General features: G+C 39.7%; 19 protein-coding genes. 14 read left to right on the top strand and 5 right to left on the bottom strand.

Translation table 11 applies throughout. The features are described 5' to 3' along the window. Positions 1-1,884, bottom strand: a complete 1,884-nt coding sequence (locus tag L3V77_RS11295; protein WP_275134255.1) for a DUF294 nucleotidyltransferase-like domain-containing protein — start codon at positions 1,882-1,884, stop codon at positions 1-3. A gap of 398 nt (positions 1,885-2,282) precedes the next feature. Here L3V77_RS11295 and L3V77_RS11290 point away from each other — a divergent pair, with 398 nt between their 5' ends. After that, positions 2,283-2,708 (top strand): N-acetyltransferase, encoded by a 426-nt coding sequence (locus L3V77_RS11290; protein ID WP_275134254.1) that lies wholly within the window; start codon positions 2,283-2,285, stop codon positions 2,706-2,708. 295 nt (positions 2,709-3,003) lie between these two features. Beyond that, positions 3,004-4,974, top strand: a complete 1,971-nt coding sequence (locus L3V77_RS11285; protein ID WP_275134253.1) for a methyl-accepting chemotaxis protein — start codon at positions 3,004-3,006, stop codon at positions 4,972-4,974. Between the two features lie 51 nt (positions 4,975-5,025). Here the strand turns inward: L3V77_RS11285 and L3V77_RS11280 are convergent, their stop codons facing one another. Continuing rightward, positions 5,026-6,192, bottom strand: a complete 1,167-nt coding sequence (locus L3V77_RS11280; protein ID WP_275134252.1) for a N(5)-(carboxyethyl)ornithine synthase — start codon at positions 6,190-6,192, stop codon at positions 5,026-5,028. Positions 6,193-6,721: 529 nt separating this feature from the next. Between L3V77_RS11280 and L3V77_RS11275 the strand changes: the two genes are divergently transcribed. Next, positions 6,722-6,844: a hypothetical protein gene (locus L3V77_RS11275; protein ID WP_275134251.1), complete on the top strand. Its 123-nt coding sequence runs from the start codon at positions 6,722-6,724 to the stop codon at positions 6,842-6,844. Between the two features lie 537 nt (positions 6,845-7,381). On the opposite strand, the gene L3V77_RS11270 is transcribed toward L3V77_RS11275, so the two are convergent. After that, positions 7,382-8,344 (bottom strand): transposase, encoded by a 963-nt coding sequence (locus L3V77_RS11270; RefSeq protein WP_275134250.1) that lies wholly within the window; start codon positions 8,342-8,344, stop codon positions 7,382-7,384. A gap of 237 nt (positions 8,345-8,581) precedes the next feature. Between L3V77_RS11270 and L3V77_RS11265 the strand changes: the two genes are divergently transcribed. The 4 genes from L3V77_RS11265 to L3V77_RS11250 all read left to right on the top strand — a co-directional run bounded on the left by L3V77_RS11265 (position 8,582) and on the right by L3V77_RS11250 (position 12,822). Further along, positions 8,582-10,324, top strand: coding sequence for a phosphoethanolamine--lipid A transferase (locus tag L3V77_RS11265; RefSeq protein WP_342752019.1), 1,743 nt, complete (start codon positions 8,582-8,584; stop codon positions 10,322-10,324). 165 nt (positions 10,325-10,489) lie between these two features. Next, the gene (locus tag L3V77_RS11260) at positions 10,490-10,855 is read left to right on the top strand and encodes a diacylglycerol kinase (RefSeq protein ID WP_275134248.1); all 366 of its coding nucleotides are present in this window, start codon (positions 10,490-10,492) and stop codon (positions 10,853-10,855) included. Positions 10,856-11,136: 281 nt separating this feature from the next. Then, complete coding sequence (locus L3V77_RS11255) at positions 11,137-11,946, top strand: transporter substrate-binding domain-containing protein (protein WP_275134247.1); 810 nt, start codon at positions 11,137-11,139, stop codon at positions 11,944-11,946. Positions 11,947-12,174: 228 nt separating this feature from the next. Then, complete coding sequence (locus L3V77_RS11250; protein WP_275134246.1) at positions 12,175-12,822, top strand: hypothetical protein; 648 nt, start codon at positions 12,175-12,177, stop codon at positions 12,820-12,822. A 38-nt stretch (positions 12,823-12,860) separates the two neighbouring features. Here the strand turns inward: L3V77_RS11250 and L3V77_RS11245 are convergent, their stop codons facing one another. Both L3V77_RS11245 and L3V77_RS11240 read right to left on the bottom strand, forming a co-directional pair. Beyond that, positions 12,861-13,313 carry a GNAT family N-acetyltransferase gene (locus tag L3V77_RS11245; protein ID WP_275134245.1) on the bottom strand — a complete coding sequence of 151 codons (453 nt, stop codon included), beginning with the start codon at positions 13,311-13,313 and terminating at the stop codon, positions 12,861-12,863. Between the two features lie 163 nt (positions 13,314-13,476). Continuing rightward, a complete protein-coding gene (locus L3V77_RS11240; protein ID WP_275134244.1) occupies positions 13,477-14,517 on the bottom strand; it encodes a hypothetical protein in 1,041 nt (346 codons plus the stop codon). Positions 14,518-14,935: 418 nt separating this feature from the next. On the opposite strand from L3V77_RS11240, the gene L3V77_RS11235 reads away from it, so the two are divergent. The 7 genes from L3V77_RS11235 to htpX all read left to right on the top strand — a co-directional run bounded on the left by L3V77_RS11235 (position 14,936) and on the right by htpX (position 22,973). After that, complete coding sequence (locus L3V77_RS11235; RefSeq protein ID WP_275134243.1) at positions 14,936-15,484, top strand: hypothetical protein; 549 nt, start codon at positions 14,936-14,938, stop codon at positions 15,482-15,484. A gap of 76 nt (positions 15,485-15,560) precedes the next feature. Beyond that, positions 15,561-16,148, top strand: coding sequence for a hypothetical protein (locus tag L3V77_RS11230; protein WP_275134242.1), 588 nt, complete (start codon positions 15,561-15,563; stop codon positions 16,146-16,148). After that, positions 16,145-18,922: a TcfC E-set like domain-containing protein gene (locus L3V77_RS11225; protein WP_275134241.1), complete on the top strand. Its 2,778-nt coding sequence runs from the start codon at positions 16,145-16,147 to the stop codon at positions 18,920-18,922. The genes L3V77_RS11230 and L3V77_RS11225 overlap by 4 nt, the downstream gene beginning before the upstream one ends. 20 nt (positions 18,923-18,942) lie before the next feature. Next, entirely contained in the window at positions 18,943-19,653 is a 711-nt protein-coding gene (locus tag L3V77_RS11220; protein ID WP_275134240.1) for a hypothetical protein, read from the top strand. A 49-nt stretch (positions 19,654-19,702) separates the two neighbouring features. Further along, positions 19,703-20,809, top strand: coding sequence for a hypothetical protein (locus tag L3V77_RS11215; protein ID WP_275134239.1), 1,107 nt, complete (start codon positions 19,703-19,705; stop codon positions 20,807-20,809). 1 nt (position 20,810) lies between these two features. Continuing rightward, positions 20,811-21,692, top strand: coding sequence for an outer membrane beta-barrel protein (locus L3V77_RS11210; protein WP_275134238.1), 882 nt, complete (start codon positions 20,811-20,813; stop codon positions 21,690-21,692). 417 nt (positions 21,693-22,109) lie between these two features. After that, a complete protein-coding gene (gene htpX, locus L3V77_RS11205) occupies positions 22,110-22,973 on the top strand; it encodes a protease HtpX (protein ID WP_275134237.1) in 864 nt (287 codons plus the stop codon). Positions 22,974-23,068: the final 95 nt, after the last annotated feature.

The raw sequence follows: 23,068 nt of genomic DNA, 5'->3' as shown, positions 1-23,068 counted from the left end.
TTACCCCTTCATGCTATTTGCACTGTAGCGGAACTTTAAAAAGTTTTGGGCACTGCTTAAGACCAAAAAGGCATCTTTTAGATTACGTCTTTCAAAATCTGACATGTTTTCAGGTTCAATATTGTTGTCGGGTTCTTGCTCTGCTTTAATGTCTAATGCTTGGTGACGAATACGGACCAAGGAGATGAATTCCATCGCATGTTGCAGGTCTTTACCTTTTGATGGAGGTAAGATCCCTGCTTCGATGATGTCTTCTAATCGATCAAATGAATTCTGAGATTGGGAGCCAATAGCAAGAGCATGAACACGGATCAGATCGGCTAAAGGTGCCGTACCTCGTCTTTTTAAATTAATGGAGTTGTTATGACGTCCATCTTTTTCCATCACAAAGTCTTTAAAGAAACCTAGCGGTGGTGTCCGGTTTATTGCATTTCTCGCAAGGCAGGCCAAGAAACGGTTATTCTTTTTCGCTTTTCTAAGGATAAACGCATTTAATTGTTCCGCCCATTTTGGTCTACCATACACACCGTAGAGATCGAAAAAGATGGAGCAATTAAGCAGCGTTTTTGGGTTCGGATTCTCTATCCAACTAGAAAAACACTCTTCCCACTGAGACTGCGTTTTTCGATATTCAGGATTCGTTGCCATAATGTCACCCGTGCAATAGGTATAACCGCATGCGGCTAAACCATCACAAACATAGGTAGCAAGCTCTTTAAAGTAGTCACCATGTAACGACTCTTGGTATTCATTATCGAGAATAATAGCATTGTCTTGATCGGTAACAATAAGCTGTTCGTCACGCGCCATAGAGCCTAATGCTAAGAAGCAATAAGGCACGGGCGGTGGCCCAAGTTTCTCTTCGGCCAGTTCAAGAAAGCGTTGCTTAAAACTTCTACCAATTTCCGACATGGCTCGCCCCACCATGTGTGAGTTAGCGTCTTCATTGACCATACGGACAAAACAATCTTTGAGTTGATTCGATAGTACAATCAAGTCTTCAATGCTGTTTTGCTGAAAAATACTGCTGACAATCAACAGGCTATTTTGAGATTCATAACGAATGATGTCGGTAACTTCAATAACACCAATCGGTTGTTTGTTTTTTAGAATGGGCAGGTGATGAACGTTGTAACGAAGCACGAGTAACATGGCTTCAATAATATAGGCGTTGTGGTCTAAAGAGATAAGTTCTGTAGACATCACTTCAACCACTTGAGTATCGACATCTAACCCTTGCGCGATAACTTTTGCGCAGAGGTCGCGTTCGGTAATAATACCAACAAAGCTATCACCACCTTCATCTGCAAGGTTTGGGTCATTGATGAGTGCCGCAGAAACATTTTCTTCTGACATTATTTTCGCGACGTTTCGAATGGTCGTCGTGGTAGGCAACATTACGGGTTCGCCACTGAGCAAGGTCTTTACCTTTGACGTGGTCAGTGAATTGGCATCATCACTATTATCTTCAACCGCTTGGCGTAATCGAATACTACCTTCTACTTCAACAAAGTCTGCAAAGGTGTCAAAGCGCTCGCAGAATTCTTCAAATATTTTTTCTGGAATACAGTATAAAAGGGTGTCTTTCAGCGACTTGGCTGGGAACCGAACTTTCTTATTCGTTAGCAGCCCCATTTGCCCAAATAAGCCACCTTGATCAAGACGGTTATAAAGCTCACCAGTACGACGATATATCTCTACTACGCCACTACGAATCATGTAGAGGTCGTGTATTTTATCACCAAATTCAATGATCATACTGTCCGCTCGGTAGTATGAGATCTCTACGCTATTTGCCACTTCGATTAATGCTTCTTCAGGTAGTTGATCAAAAGGCGGATATTGGCAGATGAAATTTCGAATTTCCAGTAGTTCGACTTCCATGATTCGCTCGATATTAATGATGATTAGAATATATGTTCAACAGTATATGGTATCTACTAGATATATGCAGCTAGCCGATCTCAATCCACTCGATGATTAACGCTAGATATGGATGAAAATATGGCTGAAAATTTATATATTACATAATCTTAAGTTTGCTCCTAAAGGTGTGTGTCCCGGCTGGAATACAAGTTTTTATTCTGCTCCTAAAGGTGTGTGTCCCGGCTGGAGTACAAGTTTTTATTCAACTAATTGTTTGTGATGAGCTTCTTTTTAAGTCAAGCAATGTGATCGCATCTAAAAAGCTGAAATAGCCGTTGAATTGACGTAAATATTCAATAAACTTGAATCAGGTGTAGGTATAGTTCCTCAGTCTTATCCTATGAATTGAGAATGAAATGATCAGAAGATATGAAGAAGATGACGTTGAAGTCGTATTAGATATTTGGTTGAGTGCTTCTATCCAAGCGCATAATTTTGTCGCCGCTGAATTTTGGGTTTCTCAGGTTGATAGCATGCGAAATGTCTATATTCCAGCATCTGAAACCTACGTATACGAAAAAGAATCGAAAGTTGTTGGATTCTATGCATTGTATGAAAATACGTTGGCTGCGATTTTTGTGGCTCCTGACGAACAAGGGCGGGGTATTGGTAAGCAATTAATGAATCATGCTAAAAGGCAGAGGACTAGTCTGACGCTTTCTGTTTACAAAGAGAATGAGCCAAGTTTCATTTTTTATCGGTCTCAAGGGTTTATTGTAATAAGTGAGCAAATTGATGAGCATACTGGACATCAAGAATTCACTATGACCGCAGGCAGATAACAAGAGTTTTTGAAGCCGAGTATTAACTTAGACTTCATCCTATTTAAGAGGCTCATCGCATTAATTCAAGATAGATGTTGTTAATTGTGAATAAGTAAGCAAAAGAGGTCTTCATCAAGTTTTTTGCCTAAATAAATCGCTAGTATAAACAAACATAACCGCAGCATATAATATTCTGCGGTACTATTAGTTTGGGTATCAGTCTTTGCAGAGGAAAACTTACGTACAAAGCGCATAAATGAGAAGTCGTTAAGTACTAACATTCATTCTGTTTATTAAGTAGAGGAATAGCTCAGTGTTAATTCGTCATAAGTTACTAGCAGGAAGTATCTCTTTATTAATCGCGGCATTGTTGGTGTTGTTTGTTATCATTCAATACTTTGTAACGCCCGTTATTCGTCAGCAATCTATTTTAAACGCAGAACTTAAAGCTCAAAGCACAGGAGAAATTGTTGCTAAAGAACTCGCTAAAACTGCGGTATTGACCAAAAACTTAGCATCATTGGCAGAAATTTTACCTTTAGAAACATCTCAGTTTATCAGTCAATTAGAGCCATTGATTGCAAGTGGAACGGGTGTCGCAGGCGGTGGTATCTGGCCTGAACCTAACAAATTAATTGAGGGTGAAGACAAATCCTCACTCTTTTGGGCGAAATCTAGTCCGGGTCGTTTTGAGTTATTAGATGATTATAACGCGCCATCTAGCAGCCCTTATCAACAAGAAAGTTGGTACCAAGATGCGAAAGGAACTGAACCTGGTGAGTGTGTTTGGTCGGCGGTATATACTGATACCGTCTCAAATACTCAAATGGTCACCTGTTCAGTAGAAATAGAAAGAGAAGGCAGTTTCTGGGGAGTGGCGACGATCGATGTTGAACTTGCTGGGTTAGATGGTCTTCTTATGGAAGAGAATAAATCGAGTGGTTCTTTTGGATTTATTGTTGATCAGTCTGAACAGTTGGTTTCAATCCCAATGCTACGATCTGAAAACTTATCGATGCAAACATTGCAAGATGTAGCGCAAAGTGACGCCTCTTTAAAACCGTTTGTTACTGCTCTGAACCGCAATGATGATAAACCAATTGAGCTTGGCGAAGGAGTGATTACTGATGACTCCTCAATTCTGGTCACCTATACCCTACCTGAACAAGGTTGGCGTTCTGGTATCATTCTACCTGCCAGTGTGGCAATGCAATCAGTCTACACACTTACCAAAGCTCTGTATGCTTCTTTTGTATCTCTAATTGTTGTCTTTGTGGCCATTTTACTGTTGGCTGGAAATCGACTGCTTAACCAAATCAAGTCCACTACAGCACAGGTTAAAATGTTGTCCGAAGGTAATATGGACAATAAATTGGATGTGAAGAGTAAAGATGAAATGGGTCAACTCTGCTCTGCTATTAATGATTACGGCGACAATTTGGTTGATATCTTATCCAAGGTTCAAAATGAGGCAGAAAAAGTCAAAAATAATGCAGAATCTATAAATCAATTGAGTATGTCTGCAACGAAAAGAGCCAGTTTATTAATGGATGAAAACCATACTTTGGCTACCGCGATAAATGAAATGTCTGCCACGGCAACGGATGTATCCCAAAATGTCGTGTCTGTTGCCAATATTACGGAAAATTCAGCCGAGTTAGTTAATGGTGGATTCGAGTTAATTGAAAGTAGCGGTGAGTCTATCAATCAATTATTCACCAATCTAAGTGATGCATCGAAAACGATAGAGCAATTATCACAGGACTCCCAAGAAGTCGGTTCAGTTCTTGATGTGATTATGAATATCTCTGAACAGACGAATCTATTGGCATTGAATGCTGCGATTGAGGCTGCACGTGCTGGTGAATATGGTAGAGGATTTGCGGTCGTCGCTGATGAAGTCAGGACGTTGGCGAGTCGGACACAAAAATCTACGGTTGAAATTGAAACCATGATTAAGAAGCTACAAGGTGCTGCCAAAGACGGTGTCGGTGTAATTGATAGTTGTAGGGAGTTGTCTCAAACGGTTAATGAACGTTCTAATAATACTCGTACTCAGTATGAAAGTATTGTTACTGCTTTCAATGATATTAGAGATAGAGCCACGAGTATTGCTGCAGCGACAGAAGAACAGGCGAAAGTGACTGAGAGTGTCGATGAATTAGCAGAACGTATTCGTCATATCTCTAATAAAAATGCGGAAGATGCGGAAGTGTTTAACTCTGTAAGCCAAGAGTCGATGGACCAAGCACAACGCCTATATGCGATCAGTCAAAAAGGGTAATAGTTGTGTTGGCCTCAACGGAAACTTGAACGCGTCCGTTGAGGCTGACTTTTAAGCTATATGATTCGAGGTTGAATTCTCAACCAAATGAGGGTATTCCTGTTCGCGTTTTTGAAACGATAAAATAGCGGGTTTCTGAATCACACCACCATCAATATTGATTGCTTGTCGAATGGTTTCGTTCTCAAACCAGCTATTACAACCCGCCAATACAATCGGTAAATAAACAATTAGCGCAGCAGAGATTGATCGCGTTGCACTTTCCCATAGATAACTAGGGGTATGATCTACCGCGTAATAGTCTACAGTTCCATGCTTAAACATTGGGTTTTTAAATGACGTGGGTTTGGCAAAAAAGAATCCCATACCTTCATCACAACTGACATCAATAATTAGACTATTGAGTTTAAGGCATGCACTTTCAGCTTCGGTCACAAAATCTGTTGGATGGTCTGGGTTTTGAAACGTTCCGTTTACGGTGATATCTGCCTCACTGATGAGATCTGACAGTGGCCGACTAACGCCATCGTGATCCGTGACTACCATGCGAGCCTCACCCTTGTTACCCGTTCGAATTCTCACATAATTACAATCGAGGACTTCTTCGCGGACTTCATCTTCTGGGCGTTGAATACAGATGGTTATATCTCTAAAGCCGTGCGCTTTTAGCGCGTAGATAGCACCGCGGCTAACCGCGCCAAAGCCAAAGATAATGGCTTTTCTTTGGTCACCATAATGCCCATCAATTCCCTTGAGTTGCAAGGAGTGTATTACCGCACAATAGCCCGCCATTTCGTTATTCTTATAAAATGTATGGCGACCTATTTGACCACTTTGAGACCAAATATACATATCCTCAAAGGCAATAAGTGTCTGTTTACGATCTATTGCTGCCTGAGTAATGTCTTCTTGTTGCACGCAATGTACGTATCCCCAAAGCATCCCACCTTCGCGAAGTTCTTCTAAATCTGCTAACTCTGGTTTTGCGATGATAACTCTACCAATCTCTGCCAGTAATTCGTGTCGACTGGCAATGCCGCCTGTCAGGTCTGCAATTTCGGAATCCGAGATCCCAAATGGTGCACCGTACCCTTCTTCAAATATTAGCTGGCGACGAAGCTCTTCAGGAATGCGCAACAAGTGTTCAGGATGAATTGGAAATCGTCTTTCGTCTTCTTTTCTCGAAGTCCCAATGACTCCTACTTTTGATGTATTCATGTCGTTTACCTTTATAAAAAAGTTTATTGAGTGTCTCTTTAATACATAAATGATCAGTGTTGCTAACAGGCTAGGTTCTTTCAATGTCACGTTTTTTGACGCAAGTATTTCGATGTGTATTTCAAATTGCCAAAGGAACAGGTCCAAACAAAACCAAGAGTTGACGATATGAAGTAAACTCAAATGGAAGGCATTGAAACCAAAAAAATCGACAGACGAGAATGTCTGCTCATCGAGGGAGAGGGTGAAAAATATAAGCTCTACACCATAACACGGTTACTATTTTCATGTTGGTAAAAGAATAAGACATTACTTATATACAGTCAGTAAGCTGTTTTCATGCTTTCTAATCAATATATAAAGGAGCCCAGATTCAGAAAGTTTTAATCACTTTACTTCAACATCAATAGGGCCATACTGAATCAGTGCTATATGAACTCGCCCTGTAGTGAGCATCATGTGACACACCAGCCCTTCAGTTGGCAAAAACTGACTTTAGGTTAATGATTACTAACATACGGTAAATATCATGAGCAAGGGTCAACAAACGAAAAAAGATTCTAAGAAAAAACCGCTTTTAACTGCCAAAGAAAAAAAGGCGGCAAAAGCCGCGAAGAAAGACGGCGCGGGTATCTTAGGAAGTAACCAATAAAAATTTAGATTAGAGCTTGAAGGACGGCACTGCGCGATGTCGCCTAGTCAAATTCATTTAACGCTGTTTTAAACTGAACACAGTTACATTATGTGTATTCATTTAGGCTAAATCTGACACTTCAACTTAAAAGTAGAGAGAGACTCACTTTGACGAAATAGGTTAGACTCTTAATCATCGTGGGTAGCTCTCATCATTTGTTCTGTTCTTCGTGTTCTTACTAGCGGACACACACCAATGTTCTTACTTTGTTCTTACTAGCGGACACACACCCATGTTCTTACTAGCGGACACACACCCATGTTCTTACTAGATGTTCTAAACGGACACACACTTCACAGAACTTTCTCACTGTTATTAGAGGACACACACTTAAAAGAAAATTTATGAATGGGATTACTGAGACCAATTTGAGTGAGTTTGTTAGTTTTCCACGTGAATTATGGTCTAATGCTTCGTTAATATGGATTGTAATGTTCAAGAAATGAGTATCGAAAGCAAGTCGAGAATACCAAGATGATAGGTTAGGTCGGAAATTTAATTATCCAACCGAAAGAGATGAATTCTTACCTTTTTCATATGTAACTTTGCGACCTTTGCGTGGCAATGACATCCAACAGCGGTTACGCCGTATCGTTCTAATTGAGTGCAGGCTTTAAGCCAGGTCGTTTTTGCTATACCAAGCCTTTGTAATATAGGTGGGATTGACGCCTTTAACGTCGCTTTGTTTTCTCGATACTGTCGTGCTGTCCAATCAACTAACTCAATATAATCCACCAATCGGAGAGGAATGCCGTGAATGATCTTATTGGTTGAGTTACCGACGAAAGGGAACAGGAAGTGGGCTTTCTCTTTTTGCTCTTTTAATGCCTGTAGCCTGACTTTTATTGATGTGAATTCTGAGGTTTCAGGTTTCTCTGCGATACCTGCTTTTAGTGGATTAAGATCGACATAAGCCATGGCTGCTAAAAGTGCTTGCTCATCCAATAGAGCTTGGTTTTTAAAACGACATTCCCAAAAATGCCCTTTGCAGTTGTCCTCTTGATTTGCTTTTAAGGCAATATCGTAATTGAGTTCTTTCATAAACCAGCTTAAATCCCATAAACGATTTCGCCATGATTCGATAATTCTTAAGCACTCCTTTTCTTCTGCTCCAGTTGTTATTTGATGGGAAAGCCAACGTTGAATCAATGCAGGCAATTTATGACTGAGTTGCCAGCGCTCAATCACTTGATTAGACGACAACCCAAGAGCCTCATCACGATTCATATGCAGTACCAAATGATAATGGTTACTCATAATGGCGTAAGCGCAGATATCAATGCAGTAAAGTTGAGACAGAGCTTCAATTTTAGATTCAATCCAAGCGCGACGATGTTCATAGCTCTGTTGAGTATACGGGTCGACGCCACATAGAAAACTGCGTCGAACACAGCGAGAGACACAGTGGTAATAAGGTGTCGATTCAATAGAAACCAGTTGTTTACGGGCAGTGGTCATAAGGCAATCCATATGTGATAAAAATAGATACGGATAAGGTATCCCTTAAGGGAAATGAAGCCACCTCAAATAATTTAATTTGAGATTGACTTAGTACAAACTCATTCTTTGACTAAGCATTTATAGCGTGTGTCCTCTAATTCTAATAGCGTGTGTCCTCTAATTCTATCTTCCATTTAATGCCTCCCATACGCCCATAATAACGTGTCAATTTGAGCGTCTTGAAATAGAGCAATAATGTATCCATTAGATGAACTAAGCCTACACATTTTATTCACACTGTTTCTTTTATCTTATCGTTCTAATTTTTGTAAAAGACGTGCTGTTGTAATTATCATGACAAGTTTCAAAACTATTATTAAGACTCCAATTTTTATCAGTAGTGATTATTTCATTATTACTATTTCACTATACTTTGGATTTGTTCTCAATATCCCCGTGGTAACAAAACTGATTCAGTTGGCTTCCGAACATGGAAATTCAACTTTCGCGTATTTTAGCCCTTTGTTACTGAGCGCTGCATTTGTGCTTGTTTTTTCAATTTTCAATATTCCCTATTTTCGAAAGCCTTTTTTCATTTTTTTAACAACAACATCTGCGATGGCAAGCTATGCGACCTATAAATATAGCGTAATGTTTGATTACAGCATGATAGAAAATGTTTTTGAGACGAACAGTGGTGAGTTATCTTCATATGTAAATTGGGTTTCTTGTTTATACGTGTCAATTCTTGGAATTATACCATCCATTTTAATCACTCGAGTGTCTTTCAAAAGAAGTAAGTCACTGAAAAATAATGTTGTGAAAAAATTGGCTGTTATTATTTCTGCACTGTTCATCATTACGATTGTTTTTATCACGTCGTATAAAAATTATGCGTCGGTTGGACGAAATAACGCTTACTTGAATAGAATGATCACACCTAGCCACATATATTATTCAGCGAAATATATAAAAAACACTTTTTTTACAACGCCACTCGAATATCAAATAGTTGGTGAGGATGCCAGAATTGTTCCAGCTCAAAATGGGAAACCATCATTGATTGTTCTTGTCGTTGGCGAAACGGCCCGCTCTTCAAATATTCGATACAATGGGTATGCAAGAAATACAAACCCATACACAGAGAATCTAGATATTATTTCGTTTAAAGATACTTCTTCATGCGGTACGGCAACCGCACATTCGTTACCTTGCATGTTCTCTAATCTGGACAGAAGCAATTACCGTAAAGAAAGGGCGAATGCACAAGACAACGCCTTAGATATTATCAAACGTTCTGGAACATCTGTGGTGTGGGTAGAAAACGATGGAGGTGACAAATCAGTAGCGAAACACTTGAATAAAAGAGTGATAACCCCGAATGATTACCCAGATTATTGTTCAGAGGGTGTCTGTACTGATGAGGTAATGCTGGAAGAGTTTGATAAAAATATGAGCCTAGAACAGAAGAAAAACAAGCTTATGGCGTTCCATATTATTGGAAGTCACGGGCCAACATACTGGAAACGATACCCTAAAAATCAAGAGTTATTCACGCCAGCGTGCAATCAAAGTGATATCGAAAACTGTTCAGACGAAGAGATAAGCAATGTCTACGATAATACTATCGCGCACACAGATTACATCATCGCAAAGTTAATTGAGAAGTTAGAAAAATACCGAGACCAATATAATGTTGCGTTGATGTATATTTCGGATCACGGTGAGTCATTAGGAGAAAATGGCCTTTATCTGCACGGTACGCCTTATTCATTAGCACCCAATGAGCAAACTCACGTACCTTGGTTTTTATGGATGGATAGTGCTTTTGAAAGCACCTACAAAATCAATCGTCAATGTTTGAAGAGTAAAGCGAGAAATGAACATGTATCACAAGATAATTTGTTTCATTCATTAATTGATTTCGCATCCGTCGGCACATCAAGTATTAATAAAGATATGAGCATTTTTTCTAGTTGCCGAACATCGGATGGATGATTAGTTTGCTAAGTTCGTTGATCTAGGGGTACCAGCGCCTCGAAAGAGTTTTGATGTCTATAGGTGAAGATCTGATTTTGTAGGGTATCTGCACATTTTATTCACGTTTTAAGACGTATCATCGCTGTTATGTAGACTTTGCTATTACAATCGAGATACTTAACTGTGAAACCTGGAAACACAGGCCTAAAACGTCTAGTTTTAGCTTCTTATTATTCAATGAAAGGTCTGAAAGCTGCGTGGAAAAATGAAGCGGCCTTCAGACAAGAAATTATCGTTTTTATTATCGCCTGCCCCCTCGCGTTGGCTCTCCCTATATCCCTATACGAGAAACTTGCACTTATTGTCCCCTTGGTATTGCTTCTTATCGTGGAGTTGCTGAACTCCGCCATAGAGGCCGTAGTTGATAGGGTAGGTTCAGAGCATCATGATTTGTCAGGAAGAGCTAAAGATATGGGATCTGCTGCTGTCTTATTTAGTTTGATTTTAGCTTTGGTTACTTGGACTTGCGTGCTGTATTCGAATTTTTAATGTATCGAATAATACGCTAAAGCGCACCTTTTGAGGTATCTGTCCATGGTGAGTATCGAAACCACCTTGATTGGTACTCTGATGCTGTATTAAGTGAAATTTTGCATCCCGTAATATGTTAGTACTCAATAGGGCTATTATAAAGACAGCATAAATAATTAATGAAACTAGTTTTTTATCAACTAGTTATCAATCTGTTGCATTGTCGGGTATCTAATTGACTATTGAGCGAATTGGAATAATACTTTAACGATGAAATATAACGTTAAAGGATATACACAGTGTTTTCCCGATGGAGTTTCCGATTAACGTTTGAGATCAGACATGTTTTTATAGCGGTTATAGCTTTACTAATCGCATCCAATGCATTTTCAGCGTCTAGGGTTTTGACCGCAGTCACGCTTGAATATCCTCCTTATGAATTTTCAGTAGATGGAAAGGCACAGGGGATAGCTGTAGAAATTATTGAAGAAGCGATTCGAAGAACGAATGGCAATAGTATCAATTTTACTTTTTTACCATGGAAGAGGGCGGTTTACTCGGTAAAATCAGGACAAGGGGATATTCTTTTTAATGCAGGGAAAAATGAAGAACGACAACAGTGGGGGAGGTATGGTGAAAACGTTCTTATATTGCAAAAGTACGTATTATTCAAAAAAAGAAATGCAAAAATACAGGTAAATCCCCAATTTAATAATGTAAAAAATTACTCTATAGCGGTTCGACTCGGCTATTTATATGGTAGTGGTAATTTTAAGAATGCCCTTAAAGAGAATAAGTTTTCTAGGGTAAGTGACTCAAAGTCAACGAAACAAAGTGTCGATATGCTCTTAGGTGATCGAATTGATTTATTTGTTGGAGATTACCTTCCAGTTATGCATTACCTAAAGAGCAACGGGCTAGAGGAAAACATCGATATTGTTAAGCGTTCTGATATAAGTACAGATAATTTGGTCGTCCTCGTTTGGCCAACGTATATGCTTTTCAACAAGGATAGCGTGAGTGAAAGCTATATTGAGCAAGTGAATCAAGCGATGACACAAATGAAGTTAGATGGTTTTATCGATGCAGTATTTGAGCGCTATAAATAAAATAACGGCTCGAAACGACAGAAAAATAGAATGCATGAATTCTCGTTGTTATCCTCTTATTCTCGTTAATCCGCTTCGTAAGTATTGATACAAAATCGCTGGATGACGATTCATGGCAGTAAATGAACGCATTGCAGTGATGAATAATAAGAGCTAAAGGGCGCCGACGTAATGTTATACTTGGGCCAACAAAACTGACAGTAAATCACTAAAATACAAGGCTATATTATGGTTAAAAAAATAATATTTGTGATTGTTATTGTTATTACGTTAGTCATAGTTATTGGAATAGTTCGTTTTAATTTTACTAATGATGATATTTATGTCGTGGAGGCTGATGGGCACGTTGTCCCTTTTGAAACAAGCAACGATACTAACGTAATGTTGACGTTATTTAGGTTTGAAACCGACAATTACTGGCAGGTACAGTTACCTGATTCGGACGCCAAAGCGAGGTTAACAGTTATAAAGGAATATGATGGTCTCCACCTTGCTGTCGGGGAATATCAAGATGGAGAAGAATATGGCTTAGTCGGTGTAGACTATTATAAAATCACTGCTCTAAACTTTAATAGCTTCGACGAGGAAATGGTGTTTTCTGCTCCATTTTCGGTATCAAATCAAGGGTCTGGAGTTTTTTGGTACTTAGGCTTGTTCAAACTAAATACGAATACGGCCGAGATCAGACAAATGGATGCATTTTTTCTTGGAGATAGAATAAAAATAACTGAATTGAAACCAGATGAACCTTTCGATATTACTTCCAGCCTTCTTATAACCTACTTTAAGCATAGTCAAACACAAAGCATGGCAGAGAAACCCAATGTAAGGATAGATCAACGAGTGAAGGTATCGATGGAAGGCTTCTCAGAGTGAATCTATGGTTTTCGTACGTGTGATCTTCCTCTCTTATTTTAACCATCTCTCTCGAGATCGAAAGGCGTAAGTTGTACCTTCATTTCGATCAACTGATGTTCTCCTACCATTTCAACATTCCGTACATATGTAAAACCAAACTTCTCGTAATAACGCCTTAAGTATTCATGAGCGTGCATCTCAATTGAAACACATCCACATTGCCCAGCATACGATAATAAAGCGCTGACGACTTTAGAAGCAACGCCTGAACCACGGTACTGTTCGATGACGGCAACTCTTGCCAATACTGCGTGGCCGATGTCGTTTACAGTCAGACGGGCAGTTGCAACCAATGAGTCATCATCTGTTACTAGCGCATGGCTGGAAATGTTATCTAGGCCATCATGATCAAGTTCTTGAGGGATATCTTGTTCTACAACAAAAACTTGATGTCGAATCGAATGCGCTTTTGAGATGATGTCTGGCGTATTTCCGATGGTTAATTCCATTCAATTAATCTTCCTTTGTGCACATAAATAGTAGCTAACATATGCTAGTAGGAAAGCAATTATTGCTTTCGGATAGCTTACGCTGACAGAACCAAAATTATAATATTTTGACGCAAAACGTTGTTAATCGATACCAATGGTTACACGGTACGAATCTTCAGAATCATGTGCGCCTTGATGATTTATCTTCTAATAATTGTCTTAACGGTAATGGAAGAAAGCGTCGTGATTTTTCAGTAATAACATCTTCATGTTTTTGCCAAAGAACCCCAAGATATATAATGCTCAACCCAATCACGGTTAATGCAATAGGAAACAGCCAACTGTCTTCAAAAACGTCTTGTGCAAGATGCCCAAGATAAATACAACTTCCTATCGCACCAAAAACAACAAAAACTCTACGAATTAGCACTACGCCAACCCCAATCATCAAAAGATTGATGCCAAAATAGATGAATTTCGATAACTCACTATCCGAATTCTGCAATGAGAGCCCTCCCCAAAATGCCACTGCACCACAAAGGTAAATCCAAAAGGCATAATCAGCTTTTCCTCGTGATCGCAGATCTACCCATATTGCGAGGAATATCATTAATAATCCGAAATAAAGTGAGACTAATTCTCTCATCTCCCATGATGTATCAGAACCAAAGTACATACCGGCCATGTCCATCGACATAAACCAAAGGGTGATAGCAATAGGCATATTTAGAAATGGGTATTTATATTTCCAAATGATCATAGCCCCAATACACAATGTCCCCAGTTCTAGGTATAGCCAATGCCATTTTATGTGCCTGTAGTAATTGTTGTAAACACTGTCATCAGGCCAGATTCCTAACCATTGTTGAAGTCCGTAAATGGTTAACGGGGTTAAGCAAACGACGAAAGTGGCGCATATACCCGCAGGGATATGAAGATGCTTATTAGAGAAAGTCTGCGTCATCTTTATGCCTAGAACAGAATAAAGAAGCGATATCGCAACGATACCTATGCCTCCGAAAGACTCCCAACCTAGATTCATAAATAAAGTCATGGCACCAATAGCAATGAACCCGCCCAAGTAATAAAGCACGTGAGTGAAAATGAATTTAGGAGAATCAGAAGCGTGCTCTTGTAAGAACTCAAACAATTCACTTGCTTGGTCAGGTGAGATGATTTTTTGTTCTACCGCTTCGTTGAGTTTTTTCTTTGTAATGTTCATTACTACCTTCAATGGCCTGAAACAATCATTGTTAGAGCGACCAATGAGTTAAAAGAATATGGGTTCAAATTAACCATATTAGAAATGCGAGTCAAATAAAGAGATGAAACAGCATTATTGTCGACATTGTTATCACATTTTATCAGGGACACACATTTTATCAGGGACAGGCACTCCATCAATCTCCATTCTATAAGGCGCCTGTCCTTTAAAGAAAAACGTCTTATAGGGTGTCTGTCCTTTAAGGAAAAATGTGCCTTTTTCATACCTATTTTGACAAGTTAGCAAACAAAAATAATATTCAAACCGCGGTGCTATTCATTAAATATCCATAAAACGCGAAACTCTTGGCAGGTTAAGTACTTCGGTGCGGGTAACCTTCAATGTTTCCAAATAAAGTAATCTAAAGGATATAAAAATGAAAAAAGTAATTTCAGTTTTGAGCTTGGCTCTAATGACTTCTTTTGCAGCGAACGCAGCAACAGGTGATACATCTGAAGCAACAGCTCAGTGGCAGGGCGTTATTCCTGGTGTTGCCATTCCAGATGGCACGTTCATCATAACGGGTAAAGATGGCGAGCGTGCCATCCCTATTGGTACGCTTATTGACCTAGAAGGCCACGTTTATACTGCACCTGTGCCAGCGGGTCCAGGTGGAACTCCTGCGGCAATTGATGAGATCGTTGGTGCTTTACAACCTGCAACATGGGCAGTAGACGAAGCAAAATTTTACGCGGCGGGCGTAGAAATCCAAGGTATTGCATGGAACATCTATGACAACCAAGAGCTTCTTGCAAGCATTAATGGTGCTGGCGTTCTTACTACTGGTACAGCGAGTGCTCTAACTACCGCTGATAGCGCAATCGAGCTAAAAATAAAATCTGATACAGCATCACATGCTGAGATTGACCAATACGCAGGTGACGAAGCCACTGTTGCGGTAACTATTTTGGCTACATCAGCATAAGTTTTAACTATGTAAAGGTGGTACAGCTTGTTTAAGGCTGACCACCTTATTTCTTGGCGAACGGTAGAGATCATAGATGAATAATGCGGTCACAAAATTATTGATTCTAGTTGCATTTCCATTAAGTGTTCATGCGATAGAGCGTACGGAAACACTGACGATTGAAACTGAAGTTGATAAATCAAAAATGTACAACTTTGACCTTGTCACGTTCAGGTTGATCCCTGAATCCGTCACCTTAATGTACGACCCTAATAAACAAACATTTTCGGATAGAGAGTTTGAACTGGAGATCGAAACCGACATTCCAGTTAGTGATACTGACGCCTCCTCTTCTTCTGGTTATCAACTTACGTTGGAAGAAAATATATCGGCTTGTTATACCGATTCGCTCAGTGCCGACCCCGCAAAGCTTGCTCTAGGTTACGAAGAGCTGGCCACCGTTCATTTAGATGGACTCATTGGAAACGCAACCAGTGCGACGGGTGTATTTACATTGGGTACACCAAAAACTATCACAGATTTTAATGATAAAACCGGCGCGACCAAAAACTCTAACCATAACGTAATGCTGACGTTTGCACCTGTCCCCGCGACGGGAACGGATGGCGACATCCGGTTTTGTCAAGGAGCATTCACGATTAGCTTTAGGTTAAATATATGAAAAATTTATTCGCTGCCGTCATATTTTTCGGAATTGCCTTATTGAATTCATCCGTTCTTTTTGCCAACACGGCGGAGCGCTTTCCTGAAGGTTTTGGGTCGTTTTATGAATTTACGAATGAAGAGGTGTCTTTTCGTGATATCAATGAAAACTTTGCCATGTTGCCGCTTAGGATTAATTACAACACCATTAAACTGACCGATTCAGTGCAACAAAAGCAACAGGTATATCAGGCATTGGTCAACTCTCAACTTACGCCGAGTGCATTAGATGGCATCATGGCCGACCTCGCGTTAGGCGTTAATACCGATTTTGCTTGTGACAAGCCTGATATTCTAGATTGTCTGGTTATGCCAGAAACCTATCAATTTATTTTTGATTATGATAACAAACTGCTTTTACTCTTCGTTAATCCAGATCTATTAAACGATAACAGCCAATTTAAACAACTGTTAACGTATCAACGCTCGGAAGACAAGAATGCAGCGTTAATCAACCATTTCTCAATCTATAGCAGCAAAAGTAATAACCAAGATGTGAATGTCAGAATTGATGACGAGATTGTCGTTGGATTACCTTTTGGCTACCTGCATGGCGATGCGCAATATGATGTAAATGAAGGTGATCTCGATGTTTATAAGATGGCCTATTATTTGGATTATCAAAACTATCAAATGCGAGTGGGGCAGTTTAGAAGCTATGACTCGCTCAACGCGACAGATTTTTTACGAAATAACAGTTCGATAAACAATGTTAGAGAACGTGTTATTGAAGTGGCTTCATCGAATAAACTCCTTTTGGGTAAGAAAAACCAACAGAAAAGCCTCGCTTATTTTGCGCCAACATCAGGCCGAATAGTGGTTCGTAATACGACCAACGGCAGAATTATATTTAGTGGTAATACCAAGCAAGGTCAACAACAACTCAGTTATGCTGAACTGCCTTATGGAATATATGATGTAGTAGTAGAAATTACGTCGGGAAATTCTGTGGTTTCTCGCGAAAGGTTCACGGTTTTTAATCAATCGAATGATACGTTATTAAACGGTGAATTTGATTTCTCTTTGGCTGCAGGTACTCTCGAAGGGTCATCTATCTATGATAATGATGAAAAGCAAGACGAAATTGGTTTTGCTAGAGGTTTGGCTGCGTCAAAGGTAAACGATTATGCCACCGTTGGATTGGGTGTGACAGGGAGTCAGCTAGGTGGTGTTGCCCTGTTAGGGACATCCTTGTTGTTGCCATTTGATAGTCAACTTGAATTGGCGTACAACCACGCAACGACAGGTGAGCAATACCTAAATTCGACCTTGCAGTTGTCTAGTTTTTCTGTTTCATATCAGAAACTAATCGGTAGTGATAAGGATAATCTTGCGTCTACGTTATTTGGGTACGGTGATTATGAACGCTTATATGTGGGCACAAGCTTCCCAATTGCAGATTCCTCTTATGGCCGGTTAAGTGGCTCTTACAGTAACAATGACAATGTTAAGTATAATAGTGATTATGAAAATGTGAATGTCACTGCTGGGTTGTCGACTCAATTAAATAGCCATATTCGGTTGGATTTCAATGTTGGTTATACCGACGATCTAACGGACAAATCACGTGCATTTGAAGATAAATTGAGCGCGTCAATTTCGGTGAATATCGATCTTGATTCAGAGTCGGGTTTATCTTATAACTCGATGGTTACAGGCGACAGCGATGGGGTTAATACCTTCCGAAATACGCTAACAGCTAATCGACTGATAGAAACCGATAACTTTAATGCTTATGGTCAGGTGGGCAATAACTATAGCCGTACAAGTCGTGAGAATAGCTCAACGACAGACGCTTCTATTTCCGGGCAATACGATAACAAGAGGGTGAGTGGTAGCGCCTATACAAGTTATGACTCTGATGACAACTACGGCGTGTCTGCTGACTTAAGTAGCACTCAAGTAGTGACCAATAATAAGGTCTATTTTACATCAGAAAAATCTCAGTCTTACGGGTTAGTCGATATCGCATCGAACTCCAGCGCGGTGAATAATAGCGATGACCTAAAAGCGCATTTAACCGTTCGACGGACAAATAGTGGTAGCGTCAAAAAGAACTACATCCATAACACCGAAGAGTTAATACGTCTGACGCCATACGACAATTATCAGATGGATCTTAATACCGATATTGCTGACCTGCATAACACCGGCGATAAATATGTGGTGGGTTATGCGCATCCAGGAAGCGTCGTAAAAGTAAATGCAACTGTCGGTAAGGCAAAAAGAATTGTTGCTGGGTTTATCGATATATTCAATCAACCTGTTTCGTCGCTAAGTTGTCAAGGCGAAGGGTGTATTGAAATGAATAGTGTGGTTGACGGTGTGTATAACTTAACAGTAATAGACGAACTGCCTTATACCCTTAAATCGGATGAACAGCTTATCTGTCAATTAAATGTACTCAACAACAATAAAGTAAACTACGGCAACAATTATTGTTTCCCAGATCTGAAAGTTGGTCAGAAAAAAGAGCTTAAAGACAGTAACGGTGATAAAAAAATCGTACAAAACTTAGGTGTTTTCCATCCAGATACCGATATTTTAAATGTTATTGATGATTTACAAGACTCTCATGTGAAAGTTTATCTAGCTGAGGGGCAGTATCTATCATCGGTATATATCGTTTATAGCGACGAAACATTAATAACGATGCGACAAAGTCGCACGATTGATTCGTTACTACAATATGCTGTTAATACAAACCCCGTTGATGTCAGTTTGAATAAATAATTTAGAATTTTGAGGTAAGAATGAAAAAAATAGCACTATTGGTTGGTTTACTAAGCGTCTTTTCTAACGCGTCACAAGCCGTATTTCTGGATACCATGTTTATTGTTTCAGATAAAAAAGGTAATGGTTCGTATGTTCTTACCAATGATAAAGAGACAAATTATTATATTGAAACCAGTATTAGAGAAATAATAACGGACGAAAAAGGGGAGTATTCAAAGATAGAATACACACGAGGTAACTTAGATAGATGGGCAATCGCACTAAGCAATAATAAGCTTATTTTGGAACCCGGCAGGTCGAAAAGCCTAGGAGTGAAGGCCATTTGCGGCAGTGCCTGTGATTTGAGCGAAGATAAAACGTTTGAGATTGCCATTATACCCAAACCTTATGTTCCAGATGATGAAAGCTATAAACAAAAAATGAATGTGTTCATCGGCTATGCCCCCATATTTATTATCCCCGCTAAAGAAGGCGTTTTAGAATATGACATCGAAACCGATGGGGAAAACATCACCATCTTTAATAAAAGCAATACGATGGTTCGTGTCGTCGTAGATAATTGCCAAAATAAATCTAAAAGAACATGCAGAAGTGTATATACCGTCATTAAAGGTCGTTTAAAAAACTTTCCATTGCCAGTAGATGCAATTGGACAGGATTTAAATGTGACGGTTGTTAACCATAACGAAAAATCAAAAGAAAAACTGACCGTTAAATATAAAGGGTGAATTTAAAATGCAGTCATGCTTGAGTTCATGGAATTTTATAAGAGAGTGGATGTTTCTTTGCTTCGTATTTTTTTCTGTTAATGCTAGTGCGGTAACGATTACTGCAGAGTACAAGCGTGATCAGATTATTTGGGATACTGGAATGGCCTATAGCAGTTCGCTTCTTACTTCTTCCATATCAGAGATATATACGAATTTAGCACCAACAAAACGTTGGATCCCCGGAGCAGCACCACAAGATGCCACCATCACGCTCAAAGGCAACGATGCATCTGGCACTACCATCAGTGTGCCTATTCATATATCAGGGTTTGAATATAACTGGAGTGGGGCGAACTTCACTGTAAAAAACAACAGTTTGCTTTCCTCAATTTCGATGACGGAATGCAAAAACACGACGGTCTCAGGTAATACGATAGCGGTGTATTCAGCATCACCTAACTCTGGTGAATGCATAGGTAACCAACATCTTCAACATAACTCGGTTGGGCAAACCCCTTTCTTCTTTGTTAAGCCTATTTTTAGTTTAAAAGATGAGTCGGCCTTAAAAGTAGCTTTAAAAGCCGCCACTAGTGTTGGTAATTTTACCGGTTCAACAAATGTTACGTTTCGTTATTACTATTATCGCGGTGAGATTCTTACCTACCGCGTACTGACCATGCCAATTTCGCTTCAGTTTAATATTACTAAGATAGATTTTATCGATAGCGTTGACATTAGGAATATCGGGCCGTTTTTACCATCAAACAGTTTGAATGGCGTGATTGAACCTTTGTATGACAAGTCAACCCAAACGGTGAAGGGTAAACCGACAGAATTTGAGGTGACCGTTAAAGGGAATTTTATGACGGGTATCAACATGACCTTTAAACCAGAAGGAGGAGGGTATTATCTTAAGCATGAGGATTACGTTAACAATAGTGCAACCATAAAATACGATATCAAATGTGATCAATATTGCTCAAAGCAAGAGATCGTCACGGATGGTAGAGCAATCAATGTGAACGACGTACCGGTTCCTATTTCCATGCAGCAAACGGCTAACGAAATTGTCTACAAAATACGGGTTGGCTATGACAAGGCTCAGCAATTTGATGACGTTCATACTGGTCGTTATTCGGGCTCTTTTACCATCGAATTTGGGTTAGGTATTTAATATGAAACTTAATATGAAACAAACAAAAATAACATTATTCCTAGCAGCCGCGGTTTCAATTTCTACACTTCATTTTGCACAGGCAAATGAGAATGTTGAACAATATTCAGATGACTACTTTTATGTTGCACCCAAAGCCCTCTTTTTAAGTGATTTGGACGAAGACAAAGAGACATTTGCGTATGGTATCGATGGTGGCTATCAATGGAATCCGTATCTTCGAACTGAATTAGGTGTGGCAAATTTGCGTTCAGTATTGTCGAACAATAGCGATGATCTTATTGGCTATAGTGCATCAATAGTTGGCGTGTTGCCATTATCTAAATATGCAAACATAAACCTCGGCGTGGGTCCGATGGCTTATAGGACCGATGATAAAAACGATACTATTGCGATGGCAAAACTAAATATTGAGTACGGTATTACAGAGGCATTAGACTTGGTCCTAGGATACCGTTATTTTCATAAACTAACGGATAATAGCCTTTATGCTTATGAACTTGGTCTAAAATACAATTTTGGGCAAAGCGAAACGTATATTGCTGAACCTGTAGTAGAGGTAGAGCCAGAACCAGTTGTCGTTGTTGAACCTTTGCCAGAACCAACACCTTTAGTCGACCCGATCCAAGTGTTGGTTGACTGTGAATACGACGTGGTGGTTGAAGAATACACGGTTAGGAAAAATGATTATCTAACCAAAATCGCCAAAATGTATGATATGCAGTATAAGAAGTTAAAAGAATTGAACCCAAAATACTTTGGAAGCCGAAATCCAGATCTTATTTTTCCGGGTGAGATTGTCGAACTTGATGTACTACAAAAAAGGATCACAAAGCGCGAAAGCTGTGACGGAGAATATATCTATCTGAAAGAACGCCACTAGTCACTTTCACCGTCGCTTTTCAATCTATTCGCTTATCATCATCCTCATATTTTCGCGTCATCCCCACGAAAGTGGGGGCTTGATGTATTTTGACTCACTCCCCAGTGAACAAGAGTTCCGCTTTACGAAAATGACGGCTATTTGCGTCATTGATCCTCGTTAACCCATTTATTCAACCAACGGCATTGAATCTCGATGGGGCCACAGACTTTAGGCATTGGATCTTATTAGCCTAGCTTTTTGTGGGTGTTATCTTGTTGATAACTTACCGTTGACAATTTGTTTCAATTTCTCGCTTAACCTTGTTACCAAAATCAATGACTATAGAGTTAATTAATCGCGTCACACTCCTTGTTACGGGTTTGCCGCTATAATAAAAGGTCAATTGACCAATAAGTGTTTTATCGGAGAAAGTAAATGAAACGAGTCATGTTGTTTTTGGCAACCAACTTAGCGGTAATTTTGGTGTTAAGTATTGTCTTAAATATTGTGTATGCGACAACAGGTGTGCAACCGGGCAGTTTGAGTGGCCTATTGGTTATGGCTGCTATATTTGGATTTGGTGGTTCTCTTATTTCACTGCTGATGTCAAAACGTATCGCGTTACGCTCTGTTGGCGGACAAGTTATAGAGAGCCCAAGAAATGAGACAGAACATTGGTTGCTAACCACTGTAGAAAGGCAAGCAAAGCAAGCGGGTATTGGCATGCCAACAGTGGCCATTTACGATGCACCAGACATCAACGCGTTTGCTACAGGCGCGAAACGTAATGATTCGTTAGTTGCGGTATCGAGTGGTTTGTTGCAAAACATGACTCGCGATGAAGCCGAAGCGGTACTGGCTCATGAGATCAGCCATATCTCAAATGGCGATATGGTCACTATGACACTGATGCAAGGTGTGGTGAATACGTTTGTTATTTTCCTTTCAAGGTTCGTGGCTAACCTTGTCTCGTCTGGTAATAGAGAGGAAGGGCAGGGGACAAATATGATGTTGTATTTTGCCGTTTCTTTTTTCTTAGAGATGGTATTAGGCTTTCTCGCCAGCTTTATCACCATGTGGTACAGCCGTCGCCGAGAGTTTTATGCCGATGCAGGCGCTGCGAACTTAGTGGGTAAGCAGAAGATGATTGCGGCTCTGGAAAGGTTAAAGGTAAGTCATGAACCACAGTTAGAGGGGTCGATGATGGCATTTGGTATTAATGGTAAACGTACAATGATGCAGCTTCTGATGAGTCATCCGCCGCTTGATAAGCGTATTGAAGCATTAAGAAACAGTTAGTGTTATGAAATAGATAAAAAGTACTGGGGGAATGCATCATCATTTCCCCATTCCCAAAAATGGGAATATCCGCTATTTTTCTAAAATAGCAGCGA

Origin of the sequence: Vibrio sp. DW001 (assembly GCF_029016285.1) — a bacterium.
Classification (GTDB): domain Bacteria; phylum Pseudomonadota; class Gammaproteobacteria; order Enterobacterales; family Vibrionaceae; genus Vibrio.
Note: the sequence above shows the minus strand (reverse complement) of the source record. Positions and strands in the feature narration are given on the sequence as shown.

Bases quoted from the DNA above. Each gene is read 5' to 3' on its own strand.
- L3V77_RS11295 (WP_275134255.1), bottom strand. From the start codon at position 1,884: ATGGAAGTCGAACTACTGGAAATTCGAAATTTCATCTGCCAATATCCG.
- L3V77_RS11290 (WP_275134254.1), top strand. From the start codon at position 2,283: ATGATCAGAAGATATGAAGAAGATGACGTTGAAGTCGTATTAGATATT.
- L3V77_RS11280 (WP_275134252.1), bottom strand. From the start codon at position 6,192: ATGAATACATCAAAAGTAGGAGTCATTGGGACTTCGAGAAAAGAAGAC.
- L3V77_RS11275 (WP_275134251.1), top strand. From the start codon at position 6,722: ATGAGCAAGGGTCAACAAACGAAAAAAGATTCTAAGAAAAAACCGCTT.
- L3V77_RS11270 (WP_275134250.1), bottom strand. From the start codon at position 8,344: ATGACCACTGCCCGTAAACAACTGGTTTCTATTGAATCGACACCTTAT.
- L3V77_RS11265 (WP_342752019.1), top strand. From the start codon at position 8,582: ATGTATCCATTAGATGAACTAAGCCTACACATTTTATTCACACTGTTT.
- L3V77_RS11250 (WP_275134246.1), top strand. From the start codon at position 12,175: ATGGTTAAAAAAATAATATTTGTGATTGTTATTGTTATTACGTTAGTC.
- L3V77_RS11245 (WP_275134245.1), bottom strand. From the start codon at position 13,313: ATGGAATTAACCATCGGAAATACGCCAGACATCATCTCAAAAGCGCAT.
- L3V77_RS11240 (WP_275134244.1), bottom strand. From the start codon at position 14,517: ATGAACATTACAAAGAAAAAACTCAACGAAGCGGTAGAACAAAAAATC.
- L3V77_RS11235 (WP_275134243.1), top strand. From the start codon at position 14,936: ATGAAAAAAGTAATTTCAGTTTTGAGCTTGGCTCTAATGACTTCTTTT.
- L3V77_RS11230 (WP_275134242.1), top strand. From the start codon at position 15,561: ATGAATAATGCGGTCACAAAATTATTGATTCTAGTTGCATTTCCATTA.
- L3V77_RS11225 (WP_275134241.1), top strand. From the start codon at position 16,145: ATGAAAAATTTATTCGCTGCCGTCATATTTTTCGGAATTGCCTTATTG.
- L3V77_RS11220 (WP_275134240.1), top strand. From the start codon at position 18,943: ATGAAAAAAATAGCACTATTGGTTGGTTTACTAAGCGTCTTTTCTAAC.
- L3V77_RS11215 (WP_275134239.1), top strand. From the start codon at position 19,703: ATGTTTCTTTGCTTCGTATTTTTTTCTGTTAATGCTAGTGCGGTAACG.
- L3V77_RS11210 (WP_275134238.1), top strand. From the start codon at position 20,811: ATGAAACTTAATATGAAACAAACAAAAATAACATTATTCCTAGCAGCC.
- htpX (WP_275134237.1), top strand. From the start codon at position 22,110: ATGAAACGAGTCATGTTGTTTTTGGCAACCAACTTAGCGGTAATTTTG.